The sequence below is a fragment of the Rhizobium sp. BK251 genome, assembly GCF_004345245.1.
In the GTDB taxonomy this organism is placed as follows: domain Bacteria; phylum Pseudomonadota; class Alphaproteobacteria; order Rhizobiales; family Rhizobiaceae; genus Rhizobium.
The window spans coordinates 62,713-82,999 of the sequence record NZ_SLUQ01000001.1; the positions used below are offsets into that span (position 1 = coordinate 62,713).

A 20,287-nucleotide genomic window follows, 5' to 3' on the forward strand; every position below is an offset into this window, starting at 1 on the left:
TTCGTTCGTCCTTGGATTGACCCGGTGAAAAGACGGGCTTCGGATCCAACAAGGAGAAAGGTCATGAATGACACGGTCGAGACCCAGGAGGGGCCGCGAGCCGGTGCAGCCGTTCTAGGCGGGCTGTTTCCCTATATCCAGGTGGATGGCGCTGCGAAAGCGGCCGAATTCTACACGCGTGCCTTCGGGGCGAAGGAGGCCGAGCGCCTGCCCCTCGACGAACAGGGCCGCACCATGCACCTCCATCTTTACGTCAATGGCAGTTCGCTGATGCTGTGCGATTTCTATCCGGAACACGGATTTCCGGCTGTGACGCCGCAGGGCTACACGCTCCAGCTTATTCTCAAGGATGCGGATATCGACGCCTGGTGGAAACGCGCGGTTGAGGCCGGCGCCGAGGTCGTCATGCCGCTGGACGTCATGTTCTGGGGCGACCGTTATGGCCAGCTTCGCGATCCCTTCGGGGTGATCTGGGCGATGGATGCGCCGGCGGAAACGAGGTAATGCAGCTGCATGCGCCGGGGGCGGATTGGCGCTGCCCGGCGCGTCATTTCGCCTGAGGGCGAAGCGATCGGCTTACTTGGTGATGCAGGATCGTTTCATCCCGTCCTTGTTTCTCATCTTGGTGAATTTCGCGATCTGCCCGGCCGGACACTTCTTGTCGTCGTAAAGCACCGACTCGCCAGGTGATAGCGATGCCGACACTGGCATCGCCGTGACGACTTTCGTCGCCGCTTCCGCCGGCAGCGCCGAAAGAAACAGCACCGACGCACCCACAACTAGAAAAATCCTGTAGCGCTGCATGCTTCGCTCCCAATAATTAGTAATGACTAATATATTGGTTGCACGGAATCCCGCAAGCATCGCCACCACAGGAGAAAGGCGTAGCCTCGCCATTGGCACCGCGCGTCGGCGCTTCATTTTTCGCCCGCCTCCGCTAATCTACGACCCGTGGATCAAATTGATGCTGAAAGCCGTGTGAAGCTGCCTGCTCCCTTCCTCCGCTGGTTTGCGGAAAAGGGGTGGCGGCCACGTGCTCATCAACTGGAACTGCTGGCGCGCGCCGAAGATGGCGAAAGCACACTGCTGATCGCGCCGACCGGCGCCGGCAAGACGCTTGCCGGCTTTCTGCCCTCGCTCACCGATCTCACCCGCCGCGGCAAGGTGCCGCCCGGCTCTGCCTTCACCGGCATCCACACGCTCTACATCTCGCCACTGAAGGCGCTCGCCGTCGATATCGAGCGCAACCTGATGAAGCCGGTCAGCGAGATGGGCCTGCCGGTGACCGTCGAGAACCGCACCGGCGACACGCCGAGCGCCAAGCGCCAGCGCCAGCGGCTCAATCCGCCCGATATCCTGCTCACGACACCGGAGCAGGTCGCTCTGCTGCTCGCCAATGGCGAGGCGACGCGCTTCTTCAAGGACCTGCGCTATGTGATCTTCGACGAGCTGCACTCGCTCGTCACCTCGAAGCGCGGCCACATGCTCTCGCTTGGCCTTGCCCGCCTGCGCCGGCTCGCGCCAGACCTTCAGACGATCGGCCTTTCCGCAACCGTCGCGGACCCCATGGACCTGCAGAAATGGCTGGTGGGGCAGGAGGAGGAACAGGAGCATCACGCCGGCCTCGTCATCGTCGAAGGCGGCGCCAAGCCGGACATCTCCATTCTCTCCACGGACGAGCATATCCCCTGGTCGGGTCATTCGGCGAAATACGCGATCCCGGATGTCTATCGCCAGCTTCTCGAACACAGGACGACGCTGCTCTTCGTCAACACGCGCTCGCAGGCCGAGATGCTGTTCCAGGAGCTCTGGACCGTGAACGAGGAGAACCTGCCGATCGCCCTCCACCACGGCTCGCTCGATGTCGGCCAGCGCCGCAAGGTGGAGGCCGCAATGGCGGCAAACAAGCTGCGTGCCGTCGTCGCCACCTCCACGCTTGATCTCGGTATTGACTGGGGCGATGTCGACCTCGTCATCCATGTCGGTGCGCCCAAGGGCGCCTCGCGGCTTGCCCAGCGCATCGGTCGCGCCAATCACCGCATGGACGAGCCGTCGAAGGCGATCCTTGTGCCCGCCAACCGCTTCGAGGTGATGGAATGCCAGGCGGCGCTCGATGCCAATTATATCGGCGCGCAGGATACACCGCCGGTCGGCCGTGGCGCGCTCGATGCGCTCGCCCAGCATGTGCTGGGCATGGCCTGCGCCGAACCCTTCGACATGCTGGAAGTCTACGCCGAGGTCACAAGCGCCTCGCCCTATGCAGACCTTTCCTGGGAGATCTTCGAACGCGTCGTGGATTTCGTGGCGACCGGCGGCTATGCACTCAGGACCTACGAGCGCTATGCCCGCATCCGCAAGACCAAGGATGGACTTTGGCGCATCTCCAACCCGCAGGTCGCCCAGCAGTACCGCTTGAACCTCGGCACCATCGTCGAGGAGCCGATGCTGAACATTCGCCTGGTGAAGCGCAACGCGCTCGGTTCGCTCGGCCGCGGCGGCGCTCCCCTCGGCAAGGTGGAGGAGTATTTCCTCGAGCAGCTTTCCCCCGGCGATACCTTCATGTTCGGCGGCAAGGTGCTGCGCTTCGAGGGCATCCGCGAGAATGAATGCCTCGCCTCCCAGGCCTTCTCGATGGATCCGAAGATCCCGACCTATGCCGGCGGCAAGTTCCCGCTGTCCACCTATCTCGCCGATCAGGTCCGTTCCATGCTTGCCGATCCTGACCGCTGGCACCGATTGCCCGATCAGGTGCGCGACTGGCTGTCCTTGCAAAAGGACAAGTCCATGCTGCCGAATCGGGACGAGCTTCTGATCGAGACATTTCCACGCGGCAGTCGCGGTTATCTGGTCGCCTATCCTTTCGAGGGCCGGCTTGCGCACCAGACGCTCGGCATGCTGCTCACCCGCCGGCTCGATCGCGCTGGCGCCAAGCCGCTCGGCTTCGTCGCCACCGATTATTCGCTCGCCGTCTGGGGCCTGGAGGACATGGGCCTGCTGATCGCCAACGGTCGCCTCAGCCTTTCGGACCTCTTCGACGAGGACATGCTGGGTGACGATCTCGAAGCCTGGCTCGATGAATCCTTCCTCCTGAAGCGCACCTTCCGCAATTGCGCCGTGATTGCCGGCTTGATCGAGCGTCGCCATCCAGGCAAGGAAAAGTCGGGAAGGCAGGTGACGGTCTCGGCCGATCTGATCTACGACGTGCTGCGCAGCCACGAGCCGGATCACATCCTGCTGCAGGCGACGAGGCAGGATGCTGCGACCGGTCTTTTGGATATCGGCCGGCTTGGCGCTATGCTTGAGCGAATCAAGGGGCATATCACCCACCGCGCGCTGGATCATATCTCGCCGCTTGCGGTGCCGGTGATGCTGGAGATCGGCAAGGTGCCGGTGTCAGGAGAAGCCCATGACGCCGTGCTGGCCGAGGCCGCCGACGACCTGATCGCCGAAGCCTTGGCTTGAATTTGGGAACGACAAACGTGATGAACCGGCTGGCGCTCGCCCGCGAGATGAATGGATTGGCCGCGCCGCCGGGCGTCGAGACCGCCGTGCACGGTGTGGCTGCCATCTGCGATCCGCTCGGCGCACTCTACCTTCAGGATGCGGGCATCCTCGTCGTCTCCGACCTGCATCTGGAAAAGGGTGCCGCCTTCGCTCGTCGCGGCATGATGCTGCCGCCTTACGATACGCTCGCGACGCTGAGCCTGCTTGCTGCGCTCGTCTCCCGCTACGACCCGCGGCTCGTGATCTCGCTCGGGGACAATTTCCATGATCGCGTCGGCTCCGAACATCTGCCGGAGGCGTTTCGCACCGCCATCTGCGAAATGGCGCGCGGCCGCGAATGGATATGGATCAACGGCAACCACGATCCGGATGGCACCGTCGACCTTCCCGGCACCTGCGCCGACGAGATCCACTACGCCGGCCTGACGTTCCGCCACGAGCCCCGAAACGGGCTGCAGAAGGGCGAGATTGCCGGCCACCTGCACCCTTCGGCGACAGTCCGCCGCCGCGAAAAATCGGTTCGCCGCCCCTGCTTCGCGACGGACGGCAGCCGCCTGCTGATGCCCGCCTTCGGCGTCATGACCGGGGGCCTCGATCTCCGCCACAAGGCCATGCGCGGCCTTTTCGACCAATCCTCCCTGATCGCCCATCTGCTCGGCAGGGACAGGATCTATTCCGTCCGCTTCGGCAACCTCGTCGGCTAGTCTGGCGGACGCTGACTGATCGCGCTTCGGCGCTCCGGAGACACTGCGCGTCTCCCGCTTTACTCATCGTGTAACCGTTGCGTACTTGCGCCCGCCGCAGCGCAGGCGATCATCCGCCGTGAAGTCGCATGGGAACCGGCCATCATGAGTATCATCGACTTTTTTGCCTGGATCGTGCTGATCGTGCTCGTCTTGAGCACCGTCGCCGTTATCGTCTTCCTCGCCATGCTGCCGGGCATGATTGCGAAGAAGCGAAACCACCCCTGGGCGCAGGCGGTGACGGTCGGCGGCTGGGTAACCTTGTTTCTCGGCCTTGCGCTTTGGCCGCTCGTGCTGATCTGGGCCTATGTCGACGTTCCGCGCCCGTCGAAGTCGGAGGTCGCATCGTGATCGTCGTCCTCCTGAACGTCTATCTCGTCATCCTGTTCTGCCTGGTGAAGTTTCGCATCGTTTCCTTCAATCTGTTCTGGAAGGTCTCGCCGGTCATCGTTCTCCTCTTCTTGCTGGTTGGATTGTTTATCCCGATGAACTGGGGTGCGCCGCAGGGACCGGCTCTTGTTGTCCGAAACTCCGTCGCAATCGTTCCGAATGTGGCCGGTGAGGTCATCGACGTTCCGGTGCAGGCAAATACCCCGCTCAAGTCCGGTGACGTCCTGTTCCGCATCGATCCCGTGCCGTTCCAGGCGAAGCTCGATGCGCTCGAGGCGCAGTTGCAGCTTGCCAATCTGCGCGTTGCCGAGACCACGCGGCTGCAGACCACCGGCGCTGGCCGGAGCTTCGACGTCGAGCAGGCACAGGCCGAGGCCGATCAACTGCAGGCTGAGATCGTCGGGGCGAAATGGGATCTCGACAAGACCGTCGTGCGCGCGCCCGCCGGCGGCTACGTCACCAATCTCGCCCTGCGTCCCGGCGCCCGTGTCTCAAGCCTGCCGCTATCGCCGGTCATGGCGTTCATTGATACCGCCGATACGATCATCGGTGTCGAGGTGCCGCAGATCGACGCCCGCTATGTCGAGCCCGGCCAGCCGGTCGAGGCGACGTTCAAGTTCATGCCCGGCAAGGTCTATCCCGGAAAGGTCGAAAGCATCCTGCAGGCGGTGGCGAGCGGCCAGACGCAGACGTCGGGCAGCGCCGTCGCGCCGGGCGCGATCCACACCGCGCCCCTGGTGGTCAGGATCAGGCTGGACGATGCGGAATTTGCCGCGCGCATGCCGGCAGGCACCACGGGGGACGCAGCCATCTTCACGGATCACGTCAAGGCAGCACATGTCATCCGCAGGGTGTTGCTGCGGCAGGTCGCCATCATGAACTACGTCATCCCGTTCTGAGCTTGTTTCGCTATGTCGCGGGAGCCGATCAGTTGCACTGCTGCAATTGCTGCTGATAGCTCGCCGCCATGCTGGCGAAGCGCTGCGCCGTTTTCTGCAATTGGGCATTGCTGCGCCAGTCGCCGCGCTTGTAGCCGGTCGGGCCGGAATAGTAGGCGAGGTAGAGGCTGTAGGCGTCATTGAGCGGAATGCCTGTCGCCTGGCTGTTGCTGTAATGGTACCAGCCGATGAAGTCGATCGCGTCGGAGAAGTTGCTGCGCCGTCCTGACCAGTTGCCGGTTGCGGTCTGATAGTGGTCCCAGGTGCCGTCGAGTGCCTGCGAATAGCCATAGGCGGTCGAGGGGCGCGTCCAGGGAATGAAGCCGAAGAGCTTGGTGCGCGGCGGCTTCGCATAGGGGCTGAAGCCGGATTCCGTATACATCGTCGCCATCAGGATCGGCACCGGAACGCCATATTGCCGCTCTGTGCGCTCGGCGGCGCGCTGCCAGCTGGTGAACAGCCCGTCGCGCTGGTCGAACACGGCGCAGATGTTTTTGGTCTGGTGCGGCGCTGTGGCGCAGCCCGCCATTAGCGCCAGAAGCATGATGATCGTGACGTTACGAGTACGCATGACAGGAAGGAACCTCTCGTTTCGAGAGATTACTGACTCGTAAACGTTAAGGAGCGGTTTTTACGCGAATGCGAGATGTCCTGCCATGCACCGCTCCCTGGCCACAGCCGCCCTCACGCGGTGACATTCATCGATAGACGAGCACCGGCGTCTTCGAGTGGGCAAGCACCTTTATTGTCACGCTGCCGACCAGGAGTGCCGCAAGGCCCTTGCGTCCGTGAGAAGCCATGGCGATCAGATCGCAGCCGCGCTCCTCGGCGGTTTCGATGATCGCCGATGCCGGCTCGTCACTGGAAAATTGCGCCGTGCTGCATTCAGTGCCGATCGTTCTTGCGCGACCGTTCGCATCCGCAAGAATTCGCTCCGCCATTTGCTTGCAGTGCTGGTCGTACTCCTTGCGCGTCAGTTCGAGCTGCTCGATGGTTGCCGAAAAGACGCGGAAGGGTTCGGTGACGGTCAGTATCGTGGCCCTGGCGCCGACCTCCTGGGCAAAAACCAGTGCCTTTTCGACCGCACCCGTCGAAAGCTGCGAGCCGTCTGTCGGAATGAGAATATGTTTGTACATGGTAGTCCTCCTTTATGTCCCGCAGCCTGAGACAGGATCGGAGGAGGCGCATTGACGTGAATCAAGCATTCGACATGTCAGGAGGCCGGGCGTTCCCGCGGGAAGATGCCGGTGGTCAGCCGTCGCCTGTCTGGCGCGTCGCTCCCTGTTCCTTGAACAGGCGGTGCCGCCTTTCCCGCTCGGCCGCATATTCGGCGCTCATCTGTGGCTGCAGCTCCTCGCGGCGCATTGGTTCGCCACATGCCTCGCAGACCGGTCCGAAGCCCGGATCCTTGCCGCAGAGCTTGTGGATATAGGTGACGGCCGGCCCTTCCTCGGGCGACTTGCACCAGTGCTCGCCCCAGGCGCGGAGTGCCAGGATGACCGGATAGAAGGCCTGCCCCTTTTCGGTGAGGTGGTATTCGTTGCGCAAGGGCCGCTGGCTGTATGGCCGGCGCTCGATCATCTGGTCCGCTTCCAGCCTCTTCAGCCGCGCCGCCAGCATCTGCGGCGTTGCACCTGTCTGCGCCTGGATCTCCTCGAACCTGTGGCTGCCCATGAAGAGTTCGCGAAGGATGACGATCGTCCAGCGGTCGCCGACAATTTCCTGTGACCGCGCGACAGGGCAGGCGGTATGATCGTCGACAGTGTCGGTCATGGCCATTTTTGCAGTACCTTTCTTTTTCATAGGCATTGACTATGATGATCATAGGTATATATGTTGCGTTACCGATGACGCAAGAGCGCTCGGCAATACCATGTCTGACCACGCAAACGGCGTCGCGCTGCCGCGGCTCGCCGGGCAGGTATCTTTTGTTTCAATTCGCCAAAGTGAGGTGCCCCCATGACAGGCAAGAAGATCGTTGAATCGAGTTTCAGTGCAATCATCAACGCTCCCCTGGAGAGCATCGACATTCCCGAGTGGGCTTTCAATCTGCCCGACGCCGAATACAGGCGGTGCTCCCCCGCTCACGTAGCGGCCGGTTTCACCCGTGACGAAGACGGCCGGCGCATGTCGATCAATGTCGAGGTTCTCGGCGGAAGTCCGATGGTCCAGCACTATGTCGAGGACATCGCCGAGCCCCATCATCTGGTTCTCAAATCCGTCTCCGACGTCTTCACCCCGACCGGTCGCACGACCATTCACGTGACCTGGGAGTTGAGGGTCAAGGCAATCGACGACCAGCGCTGTGAATTCACCAATCACGTCGTCAGCCACACGACCGAGGAGTTCGAGGCATTCCTCGAACGTCAGGGAATTCCATTCGAACTGTTCAAGGCGCAGCGCCAGCCGGTCTCGGTTGCCCATAACGAGGGCGAGACCCCGTTGTTCGCCGCCAGCCTGGAACGGGCCGCGCGCCGCCGCTGAAGCCTTCGAAAAGATGCACAGATAGGAGAAAACCAATGACGACAGAAACCTATGAGAAGTCGAAGACGGCGCTGTTGTTTGTCGATCCGTACAACGACTTTCTTTCCGAGGGCGGCAAGATCTGGCCGCTTGTCAAGGATGTCGCGGAGGAGGTCGGTCTGCTCGACAACCTTCGCAGCATCGACAAGGCCGTGCGCGCGGCTGGCCTCCAGGTCTTCATCGTGCCACATCGACGCTGGGAGCCCGGCGATTACGAGTGCTGGTGCCATCCCAACCCGACGCAGCGCCGCGTCATGGAGCGCCACACCTTCGCCCGTGGCGAATGGGGCGGCGAATGGCATCCGGACTTTGCCCCGAAGAAGGGCGACATCGTCGTCAAGGAGCATTGGGCCCAGAGCGGCTTTGCCAATACCGACCTCGACCAGCAGCTTCGCCAGCACGGCATTACCCATGTCATCGCCGTCGGCCTGCTCGCCAATACCTGCATTGAGTCGACGGCGCGTTACGCGATGGAACTCGGCTATCACGTTACGCTGGTACGCGATGCAACCGCGGCCTTCAGCCGGGAGATGATGCATGCGGCCCACGTGCTGAACGGGCCGACCTACGCTCATGCCATCCTGACGACGAAGGAACTGATCGGCGCCTTGTCGCAGGCGGCGTAAGTCTGGCGCCTTTCCCGGTGCGCCAGACTGCGAAAAGTGGAGGCGGCCTACGCCGCCTTTGCCGGCTCGTAGCGCAGGATGACGGCTCCGGTCTTCAGCGGTCGCGATTCCAGAAGCCTGAGCGGCACCTGCTCGCTTGCCGGCTTGAAATGGCGATTGCCGCCACCGAGGATCACAGGCACGAGGCAGATGCGGATCTCGTCGACAAGCCCTGCTTTCAGCAGGCTGTCAGCGAGTTCGGCGCTGCCGAAGATGAAGATCGTCTTGCCGGGCTGTTGCTTCAGCTTTGAAAGTTCCGCGACCGGATCGCTGACGACGCGGGTGTTGTTCCACTCCGCTTGCTTCATCGTCCGCGACACCGCGATCTTGGCAATGCTGTTCATATACTCCTTGATCTCCGGCTCTTCCTCGGCGCTCGGCCAGTATTCGGCCATGCCTTCGTAGGTCTTGCGTCCGAAGACGAGCAGGTCGCCCTCGCGCCCGAATTCCTGCGCATAGCGCTGAAGCTCCTCGCCCCAGGCAAGAGTGTGAAAGTCGATCGCCCAGGGCTTTTCTCCCTCGAAATATCCGTCGAGCGTCATCAGGTTCCAGACGATAAGCTTTCTCATTTCATTCCTCCTCAGTTGTCGGTCGTTCCAGTGTGACCAATTGCATTTTGCAATCGGTTTCAGGCTAACAAAACCGATTGCAAAATGAAAGCGGTTTAGTGGTCGATGCCTATCCGGGTTTAGTGGCGCCTTTTCCGCCCCTATTGCCTCTCTAGTTCCGCAGCCAGCGCTTCCATAAGCAGGCGGGATCCTTCCTCACGGTTGGCTCCGGCGCAGGCATCGTCGAAGTAGGCGCCCTGTTCGGTATAGGTCATTACCGTTCCGGCGCCGGAGGGCTCCAGCTGCACGGTCGCCAAGGACACGGAGATGGGTTTGCCGGCCACGGTCATGCGGTAGGAGTAGACGATGCGGCGGTTCTCCACGATGTCGTGAAACAGCGTGTCATTGGTGATTTCCGGGCCGTCGCCAAAGCGGAAGCGAGAGGTCTCTGTGCCGCCGACGTGGAAATCCAACTCGAACCGGTCGATATGCCAGCCTTCGCCTTCCGCGAACCAGCGCCGCTTGGTGGCCTCGTCGGAAAAGGCGGAGAAGACGCGCTCCGGCGGCGCGGGATAGGCCCTTTCGATGGCGAAGGTGCTGTGCGTCACCTCCGGCGCGGTTGCCTCGGCATCGGTCCGTCGCTCGCTCATCGCTTGCTCTCCTTGGGGTGTTCGGGTGCGCGCTGCGTCTCCGAAAGGATGTCGCCCAGTCGGTCGAAGCGTCGCTCCATCAGGTTGCGCCGGTCGGCGACCCAATCCGAGATCGCCTTGAGACCATCGGGCTCGATCCGGCAGGTGCGGACCCGTCCGGTCTTCTCGCTGCGGATCAGCCCGCTTTCCTCCAGCACCTGCAGGTGCTGCACGACGGCCGCGAGCGACATGTCGAAAGGCCGGGCGAGTTCGCTTACGCTTGCAGGCCCTTCGCTCAGCCGCTCGACGATCGCTCGTCTCGTCGGCTCCACAAGCGCGCGCAGGATGTCATCCAAGTTCGAATGCTTAAGCATGGGCTTGAGTATTGCGCATCCAGATCAATTGTCAAGTCGTGGCTTAACTATTGATCTTGCTGGCGGCGGTTGAAAAAGCAATCGCACTGATGGCAAAATGCAAGCGGTTCTGGAGAAGCATATGGAAGAGCTTCATCGCTCGGGTTGCCCCATCAATTTGACGCTCGAAATCCTCGGCGATCGCTGGAGCCTCATCCTCATCCGCGACATTATGTTCGGCAACCGCCGCCACTTCCGCGATCTCCTGCAGCATTCGGAGGAGCGGATCGCTTCCAACATCCTTGCCGACCGTTTGAAGCGCCTGGTCGAGCGTGGCCTCCTGACACGCGCCGACGACCCGACCCATAAGCAGAAGGCAATCTACAGCCTGACGGAAATGTCGATCGGCCTTGTGCCTCTCTTCGCGCATATGGGTGCCTGGGGACGTCGGCACCTGCCCGTTTCCGAGGAATTGTCCATCCGTGCCGAGCTGTTGGAGGATGGGGGGCAGCCGCTCTGGGAGGCGTTCATGGACGAATTGCGCGCGCTTCACCTCGGCAAGGTACTGCCTCCCGGAACATCCTCCGTGCTTGGTCGGTTGACCGAGGCTTATCTGGAGGTCGTGGCACGACGCAGGGCGACGTCGTAACGCCGCCGCGCGCTCAGTCCTTGCGGAAGAGGAAGCTTGCCGTCCAGCCGGTGATCACCGCAAGGAGCACTGAAAACAGGCCGTAGCTGATCGGCCGGTCATGCGCCGCATCGGTGATCGTCTGCTCGATCCCGGTCTTGATGACGCGAAGCGGCAGCGACTTCTCCGTCACGAACTTGCCGCTCTTGAAGAGATAGCCGCGAACGGTGTGCACGCCGTTCGGCACGTCCGCCGGCAGGCGAAGGCTCGCCTTGAACAGGTTGGAGCTGACGAAGCGCACGCCGGTCGGATCCCGCACATAGAGCCCCGCCTGCTGCTGCCTGCGCCGGAACGCGTCGCGGAACTCGGTGATAGTGCTGCCGTCTCCGACGAAGCCGATCGGAGTGAGGGGAATATGGTCTGTACCGATGCCGTGGTCGTTGAGCTCGAGCGGCGTCGTCACGTCGTTGACGGTGCGCGTGCTCGACAGCGAATAGGATTGCGGGACACGCTCGAAGGTCATGGACTGCGTGTTGACCCAGATGCCGAAGACGCGCTCCTTCTTGCGGACCGTGGCGTTTTCCCGCGGGCCCTCCAACACCACGACGATATCGTACTGGCCGATCGCGAGAAGCAACTGGTCGGTGTTGGAAAGCGCCCCGAAGATCGTCAGGTCCGCGCCGCGGAAGTCGGAGGTGATTGCGATCTCGCTGGTCGAGGTGCCGATCTCGAGCACTTCGCGCGCCGCCGTGGCCGGCTGGTCCATCATCACCTGGGCCTGCAGCCCCTGCGGCAGAAGGAGGAGTGCCAGTGAGAGAAGCAGGCGGCGCATCAGTATCCGCCCCCCATCACCACCGAGTAAATGTCCTCCGGCCGCACGACGAGCGCGATCGCGAGGCGCAGTCCGACCGCAAGCACGAGAAGGCCGAGAAGCGCGCGCAGCTGCTCGCCGCGCAGTCTCTGGCCGACGCGCACGCCATACTGCGCGCCGATCACGCCCGCCACCATCAGGAAGAAGGCGAGCACGATGTCGACGGAGAAGTTCGTCGCTGCCTGGATGATGGTCGTATAGGCGGTCACGAAGATGATCTGGAACAGCGAGGTGCCGACGACGACGTTGGTCGGGATGCGCAGCAGATAGATCATCGCGGGCACCATGATGAAGCCGCCGCCCACGCCCATCACGGAGGTGAGTATGCCGATGGAGAAGCCCAGGGCGACGATGGGAATGACGCTCAGATAGATCTTCGATTTCTTGAAGCGCATCTTCAGTGGCAGGCGGTGCACCCAGTTGTGATGACCGGGCTTCCGCAGCGTCGTCGGCTCGTTGCGCCGCGCCCGCTGCATGGCATTGACGCTCTCCCAGAGCATCAGCCCGCCGATCGTACCAAGGAAGATGACGTAGAGCAGCGAGATGAAGAGATCGAGCTGGCCGATACTTCTCAGGAGCGAGAAGATCCATATACCGACGGTCGCACCCGCCAGGCCTCCGACGAGGAGCACGCTGCCGAGCTTCATGTCGAGCGAGCCGCGCCGGAAATGCGTGATCGCGCCGGAGATCGAGGACGCCACGACCTGGTTCGCGCCCGTGGCGACGGCCACGACAGGCGGAATATTGTAGAAGATGAGGAGCGGCGTAATGAGAAAGCCGCCGCCGACGCCGAACATGCCGGACAGGAAACCCACGGCCGCGCCCATGCCGAGAATGATGAATATGTTCACCGACAATTCTGCAATCGGCAGATATATCGTCACGGCAAGGCCCCAGTTCACTCGCGGCCGCACGCGATCGTGGGCCGGTTTTTACGCGTTGCGGCAAGACGTCCCCGTCTCGAATGCATGAGCATACAACCCAATCATTGCCAGAGGCTTTCGATCCGGGTTGCAGTTTCAGGCAGGTATTCGCAGACTTTCTTGAATTAATTGGGCTTTTTTCAGATTTTGTGACGGCGGCGCGAAAAAATGCGGCCGCTGGGCCGCAAGGGGCGTTCCTCGCGGCCGATGTGCGCGAAATGCGTCACTTGTTGCGGGCGAGCAACTCCTTCACCAGCGCGTCGGATACCTTTCCGGTCGGCTCCTGTCCGATCGATTTCTGGAAGTTCTTGATCGCGGTCACCGTCTTTTCGCCCATTTCGCCATCGGGCGTGCCGGCGTCGAAGCCGTTGTTGTTGAGGATCGCCTGGATGTTGCGGATCGCCTTCTTCATGTCGATCGTGGCGGTCTTCGGGCCCTTGCCGCTCCAGTCGTCGGGGATGTCGACCGAGTTCGCCCTGCTATCGAGCGGCTGCGGCTTCCAGAGATCGGCCTTAGAGCGGGCTTCGTCCAGCTGCTGCGGCTTCATCGCCTTCGCCACCTCGTCGCGCTTCTGTGCCGCGTCCTGATCGCCCCCGCGGGCAGCGACCGCAAACCACTTGTAGGATTCTCCGAGGTCCGACGTCACGCCGTTACCGCGTGCATAGAGGATCGCAAGATTGAACTGGCTGTCCACCACGCCGAGATTGGCGGCCTTGGTAAACCAGTTCGCCGCGGTTGCGAAATCGGCGGCGCCGCCTGTGCCCGAGGCGTAGAGAACGGCGAGATTGTGCATGGCGCTGGCATTGCCCTGGTTGGCGGCAAGCTCGTAATAGTGCTTCGCCTTGGCCGTGTCGCGTTCTGCGCCGTTGCCCTTTTCATAGATGCTGCCCATCCGGTATTGCGCCGGTGCAAAGCCCTTGTCTGCGGCGAGCTGGTACCAGCTTGCGGCCTGCTTTGCGTCGGCGGCCACGCCGCGCCCCTCGCTGAAGCGCGTTGCGATCTCGAAGAACGCGACGGGGTCGCCACCGCGTGCTGCGTCGGCAAGGGTGGTGGGCTCTATCGCCGCGGGGACGACGATCGCCGGCGCCGTCTGGGCGGGTGCATTTTTCGCAACGAAGGTAGAGGGGTTCTGCGCCACGCTTGGCGCGGAAGGAGCAAGCACTGCCGGCGCGCCGTCGCCGATCGGCTGCGCCTCCGTCAGCCGTTCGGGCGGTGATGCCCTCCCGATGTCGGGCGCCGGCGGCGGCGTGAGTTCGCTGACGTCGATCGGAGCGGCCATGCTTGCAACGGCGGTCGAGACATTTTTCTTCGCGACGGGCGGTAGTCCGTTGTCGCCGCCCAGCGGCGGCAGCTCCACGGCGGAGGTAAGGGTTGCGATCTGCGCCGGCGCCGGTGCCTTCTGGCCGTGCGTCAGCGTGTTGATCAGCGGGAAGCTCATGATTGCGAGCAGGACGGCGCCCACCGCAAGCAGGATCGGGCGGCGATGACGCGCAAAGGCACTGCCAGTCGGCTTGGTCTTGTCCTGCCGCGCCGGGGTTGCCTTGTCGCTCTGGTCTACTTCAAGTGCTGCCGCCTGCGCGGCGCGGCGGGCGGCCGCGATGTAGTCGGCGCGATCGCTGTCGAGCGCCGGCCTCGCCGCGCCGGAGCGGGCGGCATTCTGGCTAGCGCGGACGCGTTCCAGGATCTTTTTGACGTCCGGCGCGCCGGAGCCCGGCTCGAGAGGTTCGTTTGCGGCCTCCGGGGGCACGACGTCAACGGGGTCGATCGAGGGCGCCGGGTCGATCACTGGGCGGTCGGTCGGCGCCGCCTGATGTTTGCGGCCCGGGCGGAAGCGGCGGCCGAGACCGGCGATGAGGCTGCTCTTGGCTTTCTTCGATGCTGGCGGCGGAGCGTCGACGACCGCCTGAACGTCAGGCTGCTCCTCAACCGGTGCGGATGTCCGGATCACCGGCGTCGCCCTTGCCGGCTCTCTCTGGCCGAACGCCGTGTCGCCCATGGCGAGATCGGCATATTCGAGGCTTGCCTCGTTGAAGTCCGCCTTCGCCGTCGGATGCACTGCCGCGCGGCCGGCGCCGCTTTCCATCGTGTCCAGCCGATCGGCGATGTGCACCAGCGTCTCGTGCAGCGCCTGGAAGGTGTTGTGCGTGCGCTCCTCGGTGCTGCGGCTCAGGTCCTCGAGATGACGCAGGTCTTCGGCAAGGGCGGCAAGCGCGGGGATGTCTGCCGAATAGCCGGCGCTCGGGGTGCCGCCGCGCGCATAGGCCTGGACGACGGCCTCTGCGGCCTGGCGGGCGGCCTCGATGATGTATTCATCGTTGGTTGCCATGTAGTCTTCGAGCGCGTTGACGCGTCGGTCGATGTCCGCCGGCACGCCTTCGTCCCGCGGCTCCATCATCAGGGCCGAGAGGTTGGCGATCTGTGCTTCGAGGTTCCGGAGTGCCCCGGTGTCGGAGGCGGGGGCGGCAATGCTTTCCTCCAGCAGGCTGGCGACATCGCCCAGCCTGCTCTCCAGGCGACGGAATACACCTTCGTCGATTGCCGGCGCCGCTGCCGGCGGCGAGAGTTCCATCTCGTCGATGCGCCGGGCCAGATAGTCGAGCCTTTCCGCCAGTACGTCGTTGACCGAGCCGTTCTCCAGCGCGTCGATCTTGCGGGAAATATCGGCAAGCGTGCTCGTCAGCTCCGGCTGGTGTGCCGCCTTCTGCGAGCGCTGCATCATGTGCGCCAGCTCGTCTATGCGCTGGTCTAGCCGCGTCGCCGCTTCTGCATTCGCCAGTTCCTCGATGCGCAGTGTCAGCGCCTCGATCCGTGCCCCCAATACCTGCGCGGGATCACCGCGGCCGCGCGATTCCTGGCCGATCATTTCGATCTGGCCGGCGAGGGCATCCAGGCGTCGCTCCAGCCGGCCGTGCAGGCTCGTGTCTCCGCTGGCCGCGGATCGGCCCGCGGCAGCGATCGCTCGGCTGATCTCGTCGAGGCGCATGTCGATTGCGCTAAACTGCTCGGACATGGCGCGCCCGTGGGGCTGCATCAGGTTGCCGAACTGCTCCATCGCCGAGGCAATGGAAATCAGCTTGTCCTCGAGCACGCGCACGGCGGGGCTTTCGCTCATGCCGCCGAGCTGGCGCTTGATGTCATCGAGCCGATAGGCGAGGGCAACGAGCTCTTCCTGCACGCCGCCGGTTTCCATGCCCTGCAGGCGGTCTTCGAAACCGTCCCAGCGTTGCTCCATGCTGCGCAGTGAATCCTCGCGCGCCAGCCCGTCGAGCAGCGAGCGCAGCTCATCGAATTCCGCCTTGAGTTCGGCTGCTTCGGATTGGCTTGGGTGTCCGGCAAGACCCTCGATGCTTTCGGCAAGCCGGCCGAGGTCGTGGCGGACCTCGCGGGCAAGATCCTGGTCGCGCGCGCTCGTCCGGATGCTGCGAAACTCGGCGCGCAGGGCGTCCATCTCGCGTGCGACACCTTCGGAGATGTCCTGTTTCAGGTCCTGGCGAAGGCCGACGAGCGCCTGTGCGATTTCCGTCATCACGTCTGGCGCGGCGCGATACGCGCTCTGCTGCCGGGGCGTCTCGCGGGGCGCCATACTAGCGGCGCGGGCTGCCGGCGGCTGCCGGTCGGCTGCCTGGGGCTCCTCCATGCGAGCGTAGCCGCGCTCACGGCTCGCCTCGAGCGCGCGCTGGCGCTGGCGAATCTCGGCGAGCGGGTCGGATGGCATTGTCGTTTCGGGTCGGACAGGGCGTTCGGGAAGGGGGCGCGGGCGGAGCTCCCGCTCGGGCCGTGGCATGCGATCCTGTGCGAAGTCGCGGCCCGGTGACGCCTGACGGAAATCCCGTGCGGCGGTGGACCCCATCAGGCCTTCGATTCGCGCTTCGAGGCCCTCGATGGTGCGGCTCAGCGCATCGAGCGACAGTCTGTCGCCTGTGCCAGGGATATTTGACCGCGATCCGTTCATCTTCTTGCTCGCTTCAATAGGACAAAGCCCGTCGGCTTCTTCATTCGCTTGCGGCGGCCAGCCTGTTGCCGAGGCCGTCTCCGCAGGAATAATTTATTAGACTTTCCTGAACCTGACGGCTCGGCGGCATTCCCTGAAAGCAGGAACGAAGGATGCACGGATTGCCACCGCTCACCCCGCACAATTCACGAAACGTGGTAAATAACCCGTTAATCCAGATGAGAAATTTTTAACTCTTCGCCTTGTCTTGCCGTTAAGTGAGGCAAAATCGCTGTTGTCCCCGTCGATTGCTTGGCGCGAGGATAGGATATTCTGTCTGCGCTATCGCCTGGACGCCTGGAAATCACTCCTTTGGGTTCGTCGGGAGGCAGTACGCGACACGCACGCAGGAGTGATTCCGACGCGCTTTTTTTACGTTTACGCAAACGTCAATATTTTGTAAGACTGTCGTCATGCCGGAGCGGTCCGGCTCGTCGGATTGGAGGAATTCGAAGCATGCCAGTCTACAAGGCCCCGGTGAACGATACGCTCTTCGTGCTCAATGATGTGCTGGGTCTGGAGCGCTATAACAATCTGCCGGGTTTTGCCGATGCCACGCCTGATATGATCGAGGCGATCCTCGGCGAGGCCGGGAAGATGGCCGAGGAAGTCCTCTTCCCGTTGAATTATTCCGGCGACCAGGAAGGCTGCACCCGCCACGACGATGCCTCGGTCACGACGCCGAAGGGTTTCAAGCAGGCCTATGATGCCTATCGCGAGGCCGGTTGGATAGGGTTGGCAGTTCCCGTGGAGTTCGGCGGGCAGGGCCTTCCCTACACGCTGCATGCTGCCGTCGGCGAATACACTTCCGCTGCCAACATGTCGCTGATGATGTATCCCGGCCTGACCGAGGGCGCGATTGCGGCGATCCTTGTCCATGGCTCCGAGGAGCAGAAGCGGACTTACGTGCCGAAGATGGTCGAGGGTGCATGGTCCGGCACCATGAACCTCACCGAGCCGCATTGCGGCACCGATCTCGGGCTCTTGCGCACAAAGGCAGTGCCGCAGAGCGACGGCAGCTACAGGATTTCCGGCCAGAAGATCTTCATTTCCGCCGGCGAGCACGACCTGACGGACAATATCGTCCATCTGGTGCTGGCTCGCATCGAGGGCGCACCCGAAGGCACCAAGGGCCTCTCGCTCTTCATCGTGCCGAAGTTCCTCGTCAATGCCGATGGCAGCGTCGGCGAGCGCAACGCGGTGTCTTGCGGCGCCATCGAGCACAAGATGGGCATCCATGGCAACGCGACCTGCGTCATGAACTACGACGGGGCGACGGGCTACCTGATCGGCGCGGAGAACCGCGGCCTGAATGCTATGTTCGTCATGATGAACGAGGCCCGCCTGATGGTCGGCCTGCAGGGCATCGCCGTTTCCGAGATCGCCTATCAGAACGCGGCGGCCTATGCCCGCGACCGCATCCAGGGCCGATCGCTGTCGGGCGCCAAGGCGCCGGACCGGAAGGCCGATCCGATCATCGTTCATCCCGATATTCGCCGCGTGTTGATGACCATCCGGTCTTTCAACGAGGCCGGTCGTGCCTTCCTGCTCTGGACAGCGCTGAAATCGGACATCGCCAATCGTTCCGTCGACGAGAAGGAGCGGCAGACCGCCGACGATATCCTCGGCCTCGTCACTCCGATCCTCAAGGGCGTGATGACAGACCGGGGCTTCGATCACGCCGTCATGGCCCAGCAGGTCTTCGGTGGCCACGGCTACATCGAAGAGCACGGCATGAGCCAGTATGTGCGCGATGCGCGCATCGCCATGATCTACGAGGGTACCAACGGTATTCAGGCGCTCGATCTCGTCGGGCGCAAGCTGGCGCTGAACGGCGGTCGCTCCGTCATGGCGCTGTTCAAGGAAATCGGCGATTTCTGCGAGGAGAACCGCGACGACGAGAAGCTCACCTTCTTCACCAAGCATCTGAAGAAGGGCTTGAACGACGTGCAGGCGGCGACCATGTGGTTCATGCAGAATGCCATGGCAAAGCCAGACAATGCCGGTGCAGGCTCGACGGACTACATGCACCTCTTCGGCCTTGTCGTTCTGGGTTACATGTGGGCGAAGATGGCCAAGGCGGCGGAAGACCGTCTTGCCGCCGGTGATGCCCGCGAGGACTATCTAAAGAACAAGCTTGTCACAGCGCGGTTTTTCATGGAGCGCATCATGCCCGAGACGGTGCTGCGCCGCGCCCGCATCGAGACCGGTGCCGATACGATGATGGAACTCGCCGCCGAGGCGTTCTGAGGTGAGAAGCGCTTGGCGACTGGTGAAGCGATCCGAGCGCCCCAAGCTTGAGCGAAGGGCCGGCCTCCGGCGATAGAAAATTATGGCAATTCTGTTGCCGCAGGGAGATGAGACAATGACCAAGGTTTTCATTTACGATCACGTCCGCACGCCCCGCGGCCGCGGCAAGAAGGACGGCGCCCTGCACGAGGTGCCCTCCGTGCGCCTTGCGGCGAAAACGCTGGAGGCGATCCGGGACCGCAACGGGCTCGATACCGAAACGGTCGACGACATCATCATGGGCTGCGTCGATCCGGTCATGGATGCCGGCGCCGTCATCCCCAAGGCCGCTGCCTTCGAGGCCGGTTACTCCACGAAGGCGCCGGGCATGCAGATCTCCCGTTTCTGCGCCTCAGGTCTCGATGCCGTGAATTTCGGCGCCGCCAAGATCGCGCAAGGAGCCGATGACATCATCATCGCCGGCGGCATCGAAAGCATGTCGCGCGTCGGCCTCGGCATGTCCGGTGGCGCCTGGTTCATGGATCCTTCGGTCAATTTCCCGGCCTATTTCATGCCGCAGGGCGTCTCCGCTGATCTCATCGCCACCAAGTACGGTTTCTCGCGCGACGATGTCGATGCCTATGCCGTTGAAAGCCAGAAACGTGCAGCCAATGCCTGGGAAAAAGGCTGGTTCAAGAATTCCGTCATCCCGGTCAAGGACCAGAACGGGCTGACGATACTTGCCCATGACGAGCACATGCGCCCCGGCACCGACATGCAGGCGCTGGCGGCCCTCAATCCCTCCTTCCAGATGCCGGGCGAGATGGGCGGCTTCGAGGCCGTCGCCATCCAAGCCCATCCGGAAATCGAGCGCGTCAACTATGTCCATCACGCCGGCAATTCCTCCGGCATCGTCGATGGCGCTGCTGCCGTCCTCATCGGCTCGAAGGCCGGCGGCAAGGCGATGGGCCTGAAGCCGCGCGCTCGCATCAAGGCCTTCGCCAATATCGGCTCCGATCCGGCGCTCATGCTCACCGGTCCGGTCGACGTCACCGAGAAGCTCCTGAAGCGCACCGGCATGAGCTTGTCCGACATCGACCTCTTCGAGCTCAACGAGGCCTTCGCCGCGGTCGTCCTGCGCTACATGCAGGCCTTCGACATCGACCATGACAGGATCAACGTCAATGGCGGCGCGATTGCCATGGGCCACCCGCTCGGCGCCACCGGCGCGATGATCCTCGGCACAGTGCTGGACGAACTGGAGCGGCGCGACCTGAACACGGCGCTCGTTACGCTCTGCATCGGCGCCGGTATGGGCACGGCCACCATCATTGAACGCGTCTGAGGGAGGA

20 protein-coding genes are annotated in these 20,287 nt (G+C 63.0%); 10 read left to right on the forward strand and 10 right to left on the reverse strand.

The window, feature by feature from the left end:
- Window positions 1-63: 63 nt before the first annotated feature.
- Window positions 64-504, forward strand: coding sequence for a VOC family protein (locus EV286_RS00325; RefSeq protein WP_132955008.1), 441 nt, complete (start codon window positions 64-66; stop codon window positions 502-504).
- A gap of 72 nt (window positions 505-576) precedes the next feature.
- Here the strand turns inward: EV286_RS00325 and EV286_RS00330 are convergent, their stop codons facing one another.
- On the reverse strand, window positions 577-804 hold the full coding sequence (locus EV286_RS00330) for a DUF6719 family protein (RefSeq protein ID WP_132955009.1): 228 nt from the start codon (window positions 802-804) through the stop codon (window positions 577-579).
- Between the two features lie 147 nt (window positions 805-951).
- Here EV286_RS00330 and EV286_RS00335 point away from each other — a divergent pair, with 147 nt between their 5' ends.
- The 4 genes from EV286_RS00335 (at window position 952) to EV286_RS00350 (ending at window position 5,536) form a co-directional block, all read left to right on the forward strand.
- Window positions 952-3,462, forward strand: coding sequence for a ligase-associated DNA damage response DEXH box helicase (locus EV286_RS00335; protein WP_132955010.1), 2,511 nt, complete (start codon window positions 952-954; stop codon window positions 3,460-3,462).
- Between the two features lie 17 nt (window positions 3,463-3,479).
- The gene (gene pdeM, locus EV286_RS00340; RefSeq protein ID WP_207909707.1) at window positions 3,480-4,208 is read left to right on the forward strand and encodes a ligase-associated DNA damage response endonuclease PdeM; all 729 of its coding nucleotides are present in this window, start codon (window positions 3,480-3,482) and stop codon (window positions 4,206-4,208) included.
- 144 nt (window positions 4,209-4,352) lie between these two features.
- Window positions 4,353-4,598, forward strand: coding sequence for a DUF3302 domain-containing protein (locus EV286_RS00345; protein ID WP_132955011.1), 246 nt, complete (start codon window positions 4,353-4,355; stop codon window positions 4,596-4,598).
- The gene (locus EV286_RS00350) at window positions 4,595-5,536 is read left to right on the forward strand and encodes an efflux RND transporter periplasmic adaptor subunit (protein ID WP_132955012.1); all 942 of its coding nucleotides are present in this window, start codon (window positions 4,595-4,597) and stop codon (window positions 5,534-5,536) included. Before EV286_RS00345 ends, EV286_RS00350 begins: the two co-directional genes overlap by 4 nt.
- Window positions 5,537-5,564: 28 nt before the next feature.
- On the opposite strand, the gene EV286_RS00355 is transcribed toward EV286_RS00350, so the two are convergent.
- The 3 genes from EV286_RS00355 to EV286_RS00365 all read right to left on the reverse strand — a co-directional run bounded on the left by EV286_RS00355 (window position 5,565) and on the right by EV286_RS00365 (window position 7,348).
- Window positions 5,565-6,146 carry a transglycosylase SLT domain-containing protein gene (locus EV286_RS00355; protein ID WP_132955013.1) on the reverse strand — a complete coding sequence of 194 codons (582 nt, stop codon included), beginning with the start codon at window positions 6,144-6,146 and terminating at the stop codon, window positions 5,565-5,567.
- Between the two features lie 127 nt (window positions 6,147-6,273).
- The gene (locus EV286_RS00360; RefSeq protein ID WP_132955014.1) at window positions 6,274-6,711 is read right to left on the reverse strand and encodes a universal stress protein; all 438 of its coding nucleotides are present in this window, start codon (window positions 6,709-6,711) and stop codon (window positions 6,274-6,276) included.
- A 115-nt stretch (window positions 6,712-6,826) separates the two neighbouring features.
- On the reverse strand, window positions 6,827-7,348 hold the full coding sequence (locus tag EV286_RS00365; RefSeq protein WP_245500579.1) for a helix-turn-helix domain-containing protein: 522 nt from the start codon (window positions 7,346-7,348) through the stop codon (window positions 6,827-6,829).
- A 186-nt stretch (window positions 7,349-7,534) separates the two neighbouring features.
- Between EV286_RS00365 and EV286_RS00370 the strand changes: the two genes are divergently transcribed.
- Both EV286_RS00370 and EV286_RS00375 read left to right on the forward strand, forming a co-directional pair.
- A complete protein-coding gene (locus EV286_RS00370) occupies window positions 7,535-8,059 on the forward strand; it encodes a hypothetical protein (RefSeq protein WP_132955016.1) in 525 nt (174 codons plus the stop codon).
- Between the two features lie 35 nt (window positions 8,060-8,094).
- Window positions 8,095-8,724 carry an isochorismatase family cysteine hydrolase gene (locus EV286_RS00375; RefSeq protein ID WP_132955017.1) on the forward strand — a complete coding sequence of 210 codons (630 nt, stop codon included), beginning with the start codon at window positions 8,095-8,097 and terminating at the stop codon, window positions 8,722-8,724.
- 47 nt (window positions 8,725-8,771) lie between these two features.
- Here the strand turns inward: EV286_RS00375 and EV286_RS00380 are convergent, their stop codons facing one another.
- From EV286_RS00380 to EV286_RS00390, 3 genes are all read right to left on the reverse strand, one after another.
- A complete protein-coding gene (locus EV286_RS00380; RefSeq protein ID WP_132955018.1) occupies window positions 8,772-9,332 on the reverse strand; it encodes a dihydrofolate reductase family protein in 561 nt (186 codons plus the stop codon).
- Window positions 9,333-9,472: 140 nt separating this feature from the next.
- Window positions 9,473-9,961: an SRPBCC family protein gene (locus EV286_RS00385; protein ID WP_132955019.1), complete on the reverse strand. Its 489-nt coding sequence runs from the start codon at window positions 9,959-9,961 to the stop codon at window positions 9,473-9,475.
- Window positions 9,958-10,314, reverse strand: a complete 357-nt coding sequence (locus EV286_RS00390) for a metalloregulator ArsR/SmtB family transcription factor (RefSeq protein ID WP_132955020.1) — start codon at window positions 10,312-10,314, stop codon at window positions 9,958-9,960. Before EV286_RS00390 ends, EV286_RS00385 begins: the two co-directional genes overlap by 4 nt.
- Before the next feature lie 121 nt (window positions 10,315-10,435).
- Here EV286_RS00390 and EV286_RS00395 point away from each other — a divergent pair, with 121 nt between their 5' ends.
- Complete coding sequence (locus EV286_RS00395) at window positions 10,436-10,942, forward strand: helix-turn-helix domain-containing protein (protein ID WP_132955021.1); 507 nt, start codon at window positions 10,436-10,438, stop codon at window positions 10,940-10,942.
- Window positions 10,943-10,955: 13 nt separating this feature from the next.
- Here EV286_RS00395 and EV286_RS00400 read toward each other — a convergent pair whose 3' ends face one another.
- From EV286_RS00400 to EV286_RS00410, 3 genes are all read right to left on the reverse strand, one after another.
- Entirely contained in the window at window positions 10,956-11,753 is a 798-nt protein-coding gene (locus EV286_RS00400) for a TIGR02186 family protein (RefSeq protein ID WP_132955022.1), read from the reverse strand.
- Window positions 11,753-12,676, reverse strand: a complete 924-nt coding sequence (locus EV286_RS00405; protein WP_132955023.1) for a sulfite exporter TauE/SafE family protein — start codon at window positions 12,674-12,676, stop codon at window positions 11,753-11,755. The genes EV286_RS00400 and EV286_RS00405 overlap by 1 nt, the downstream gene beginning before the upstream one ends.
- A gap of 262 nt (window positions 12,677-12,938) precedes the next feature.
- Window positions 12,939-16,667 carry a peptidoglycan-binding protein gene (locus tag EV286_RS00410; RefSeq protein WP_132955024.1) on the reverse strand — a complete coding sequence of 1,243 codons (3,729 nt, stop codon included), beginning with the start codon at window positions 16,665-16,667 and terminating at the stop codon, window positions 12,939-12,941.
- 495 nt (window positions 16,668-17,162) lie between these two features.
- On the opposite strand from EV286_RS00410, the gene EV286_RS00415 reads away from it, so the two are divergent.
- Together EV286_RS00415 and EV286_RS00420 are read left to right on the forward strand one after the other, a co-directional pair.
- Window positions 17,163-18,956: an acyl-CoA dehydrogenase C-terminal domain-containing protein gene (locus EV286_RS00415; RefSeq protein WP_132955025.1), complete on the forward strand. Its 1,794-nt coding sequence runs from the start codon at window positions 17,163-17,165 to the stop codon at window positions 18,954-18,956.
- A gap of 115 nt (window positions 18,957-19,071) precedes the next feature.
- Window positions 19,072-20,280, forward strand: a complete 1,209-nt coding sequence (locus tag EV286_RS00420; protein ID WP_132955026.1) for an acetyl-CoA C-acetyltransferase — start codon at window positions 19,072-19,074, stop codon at window positions 20,278-20,280.
- Window positions 20,281-20,287 lie beyond the last annotated feature (7 nt).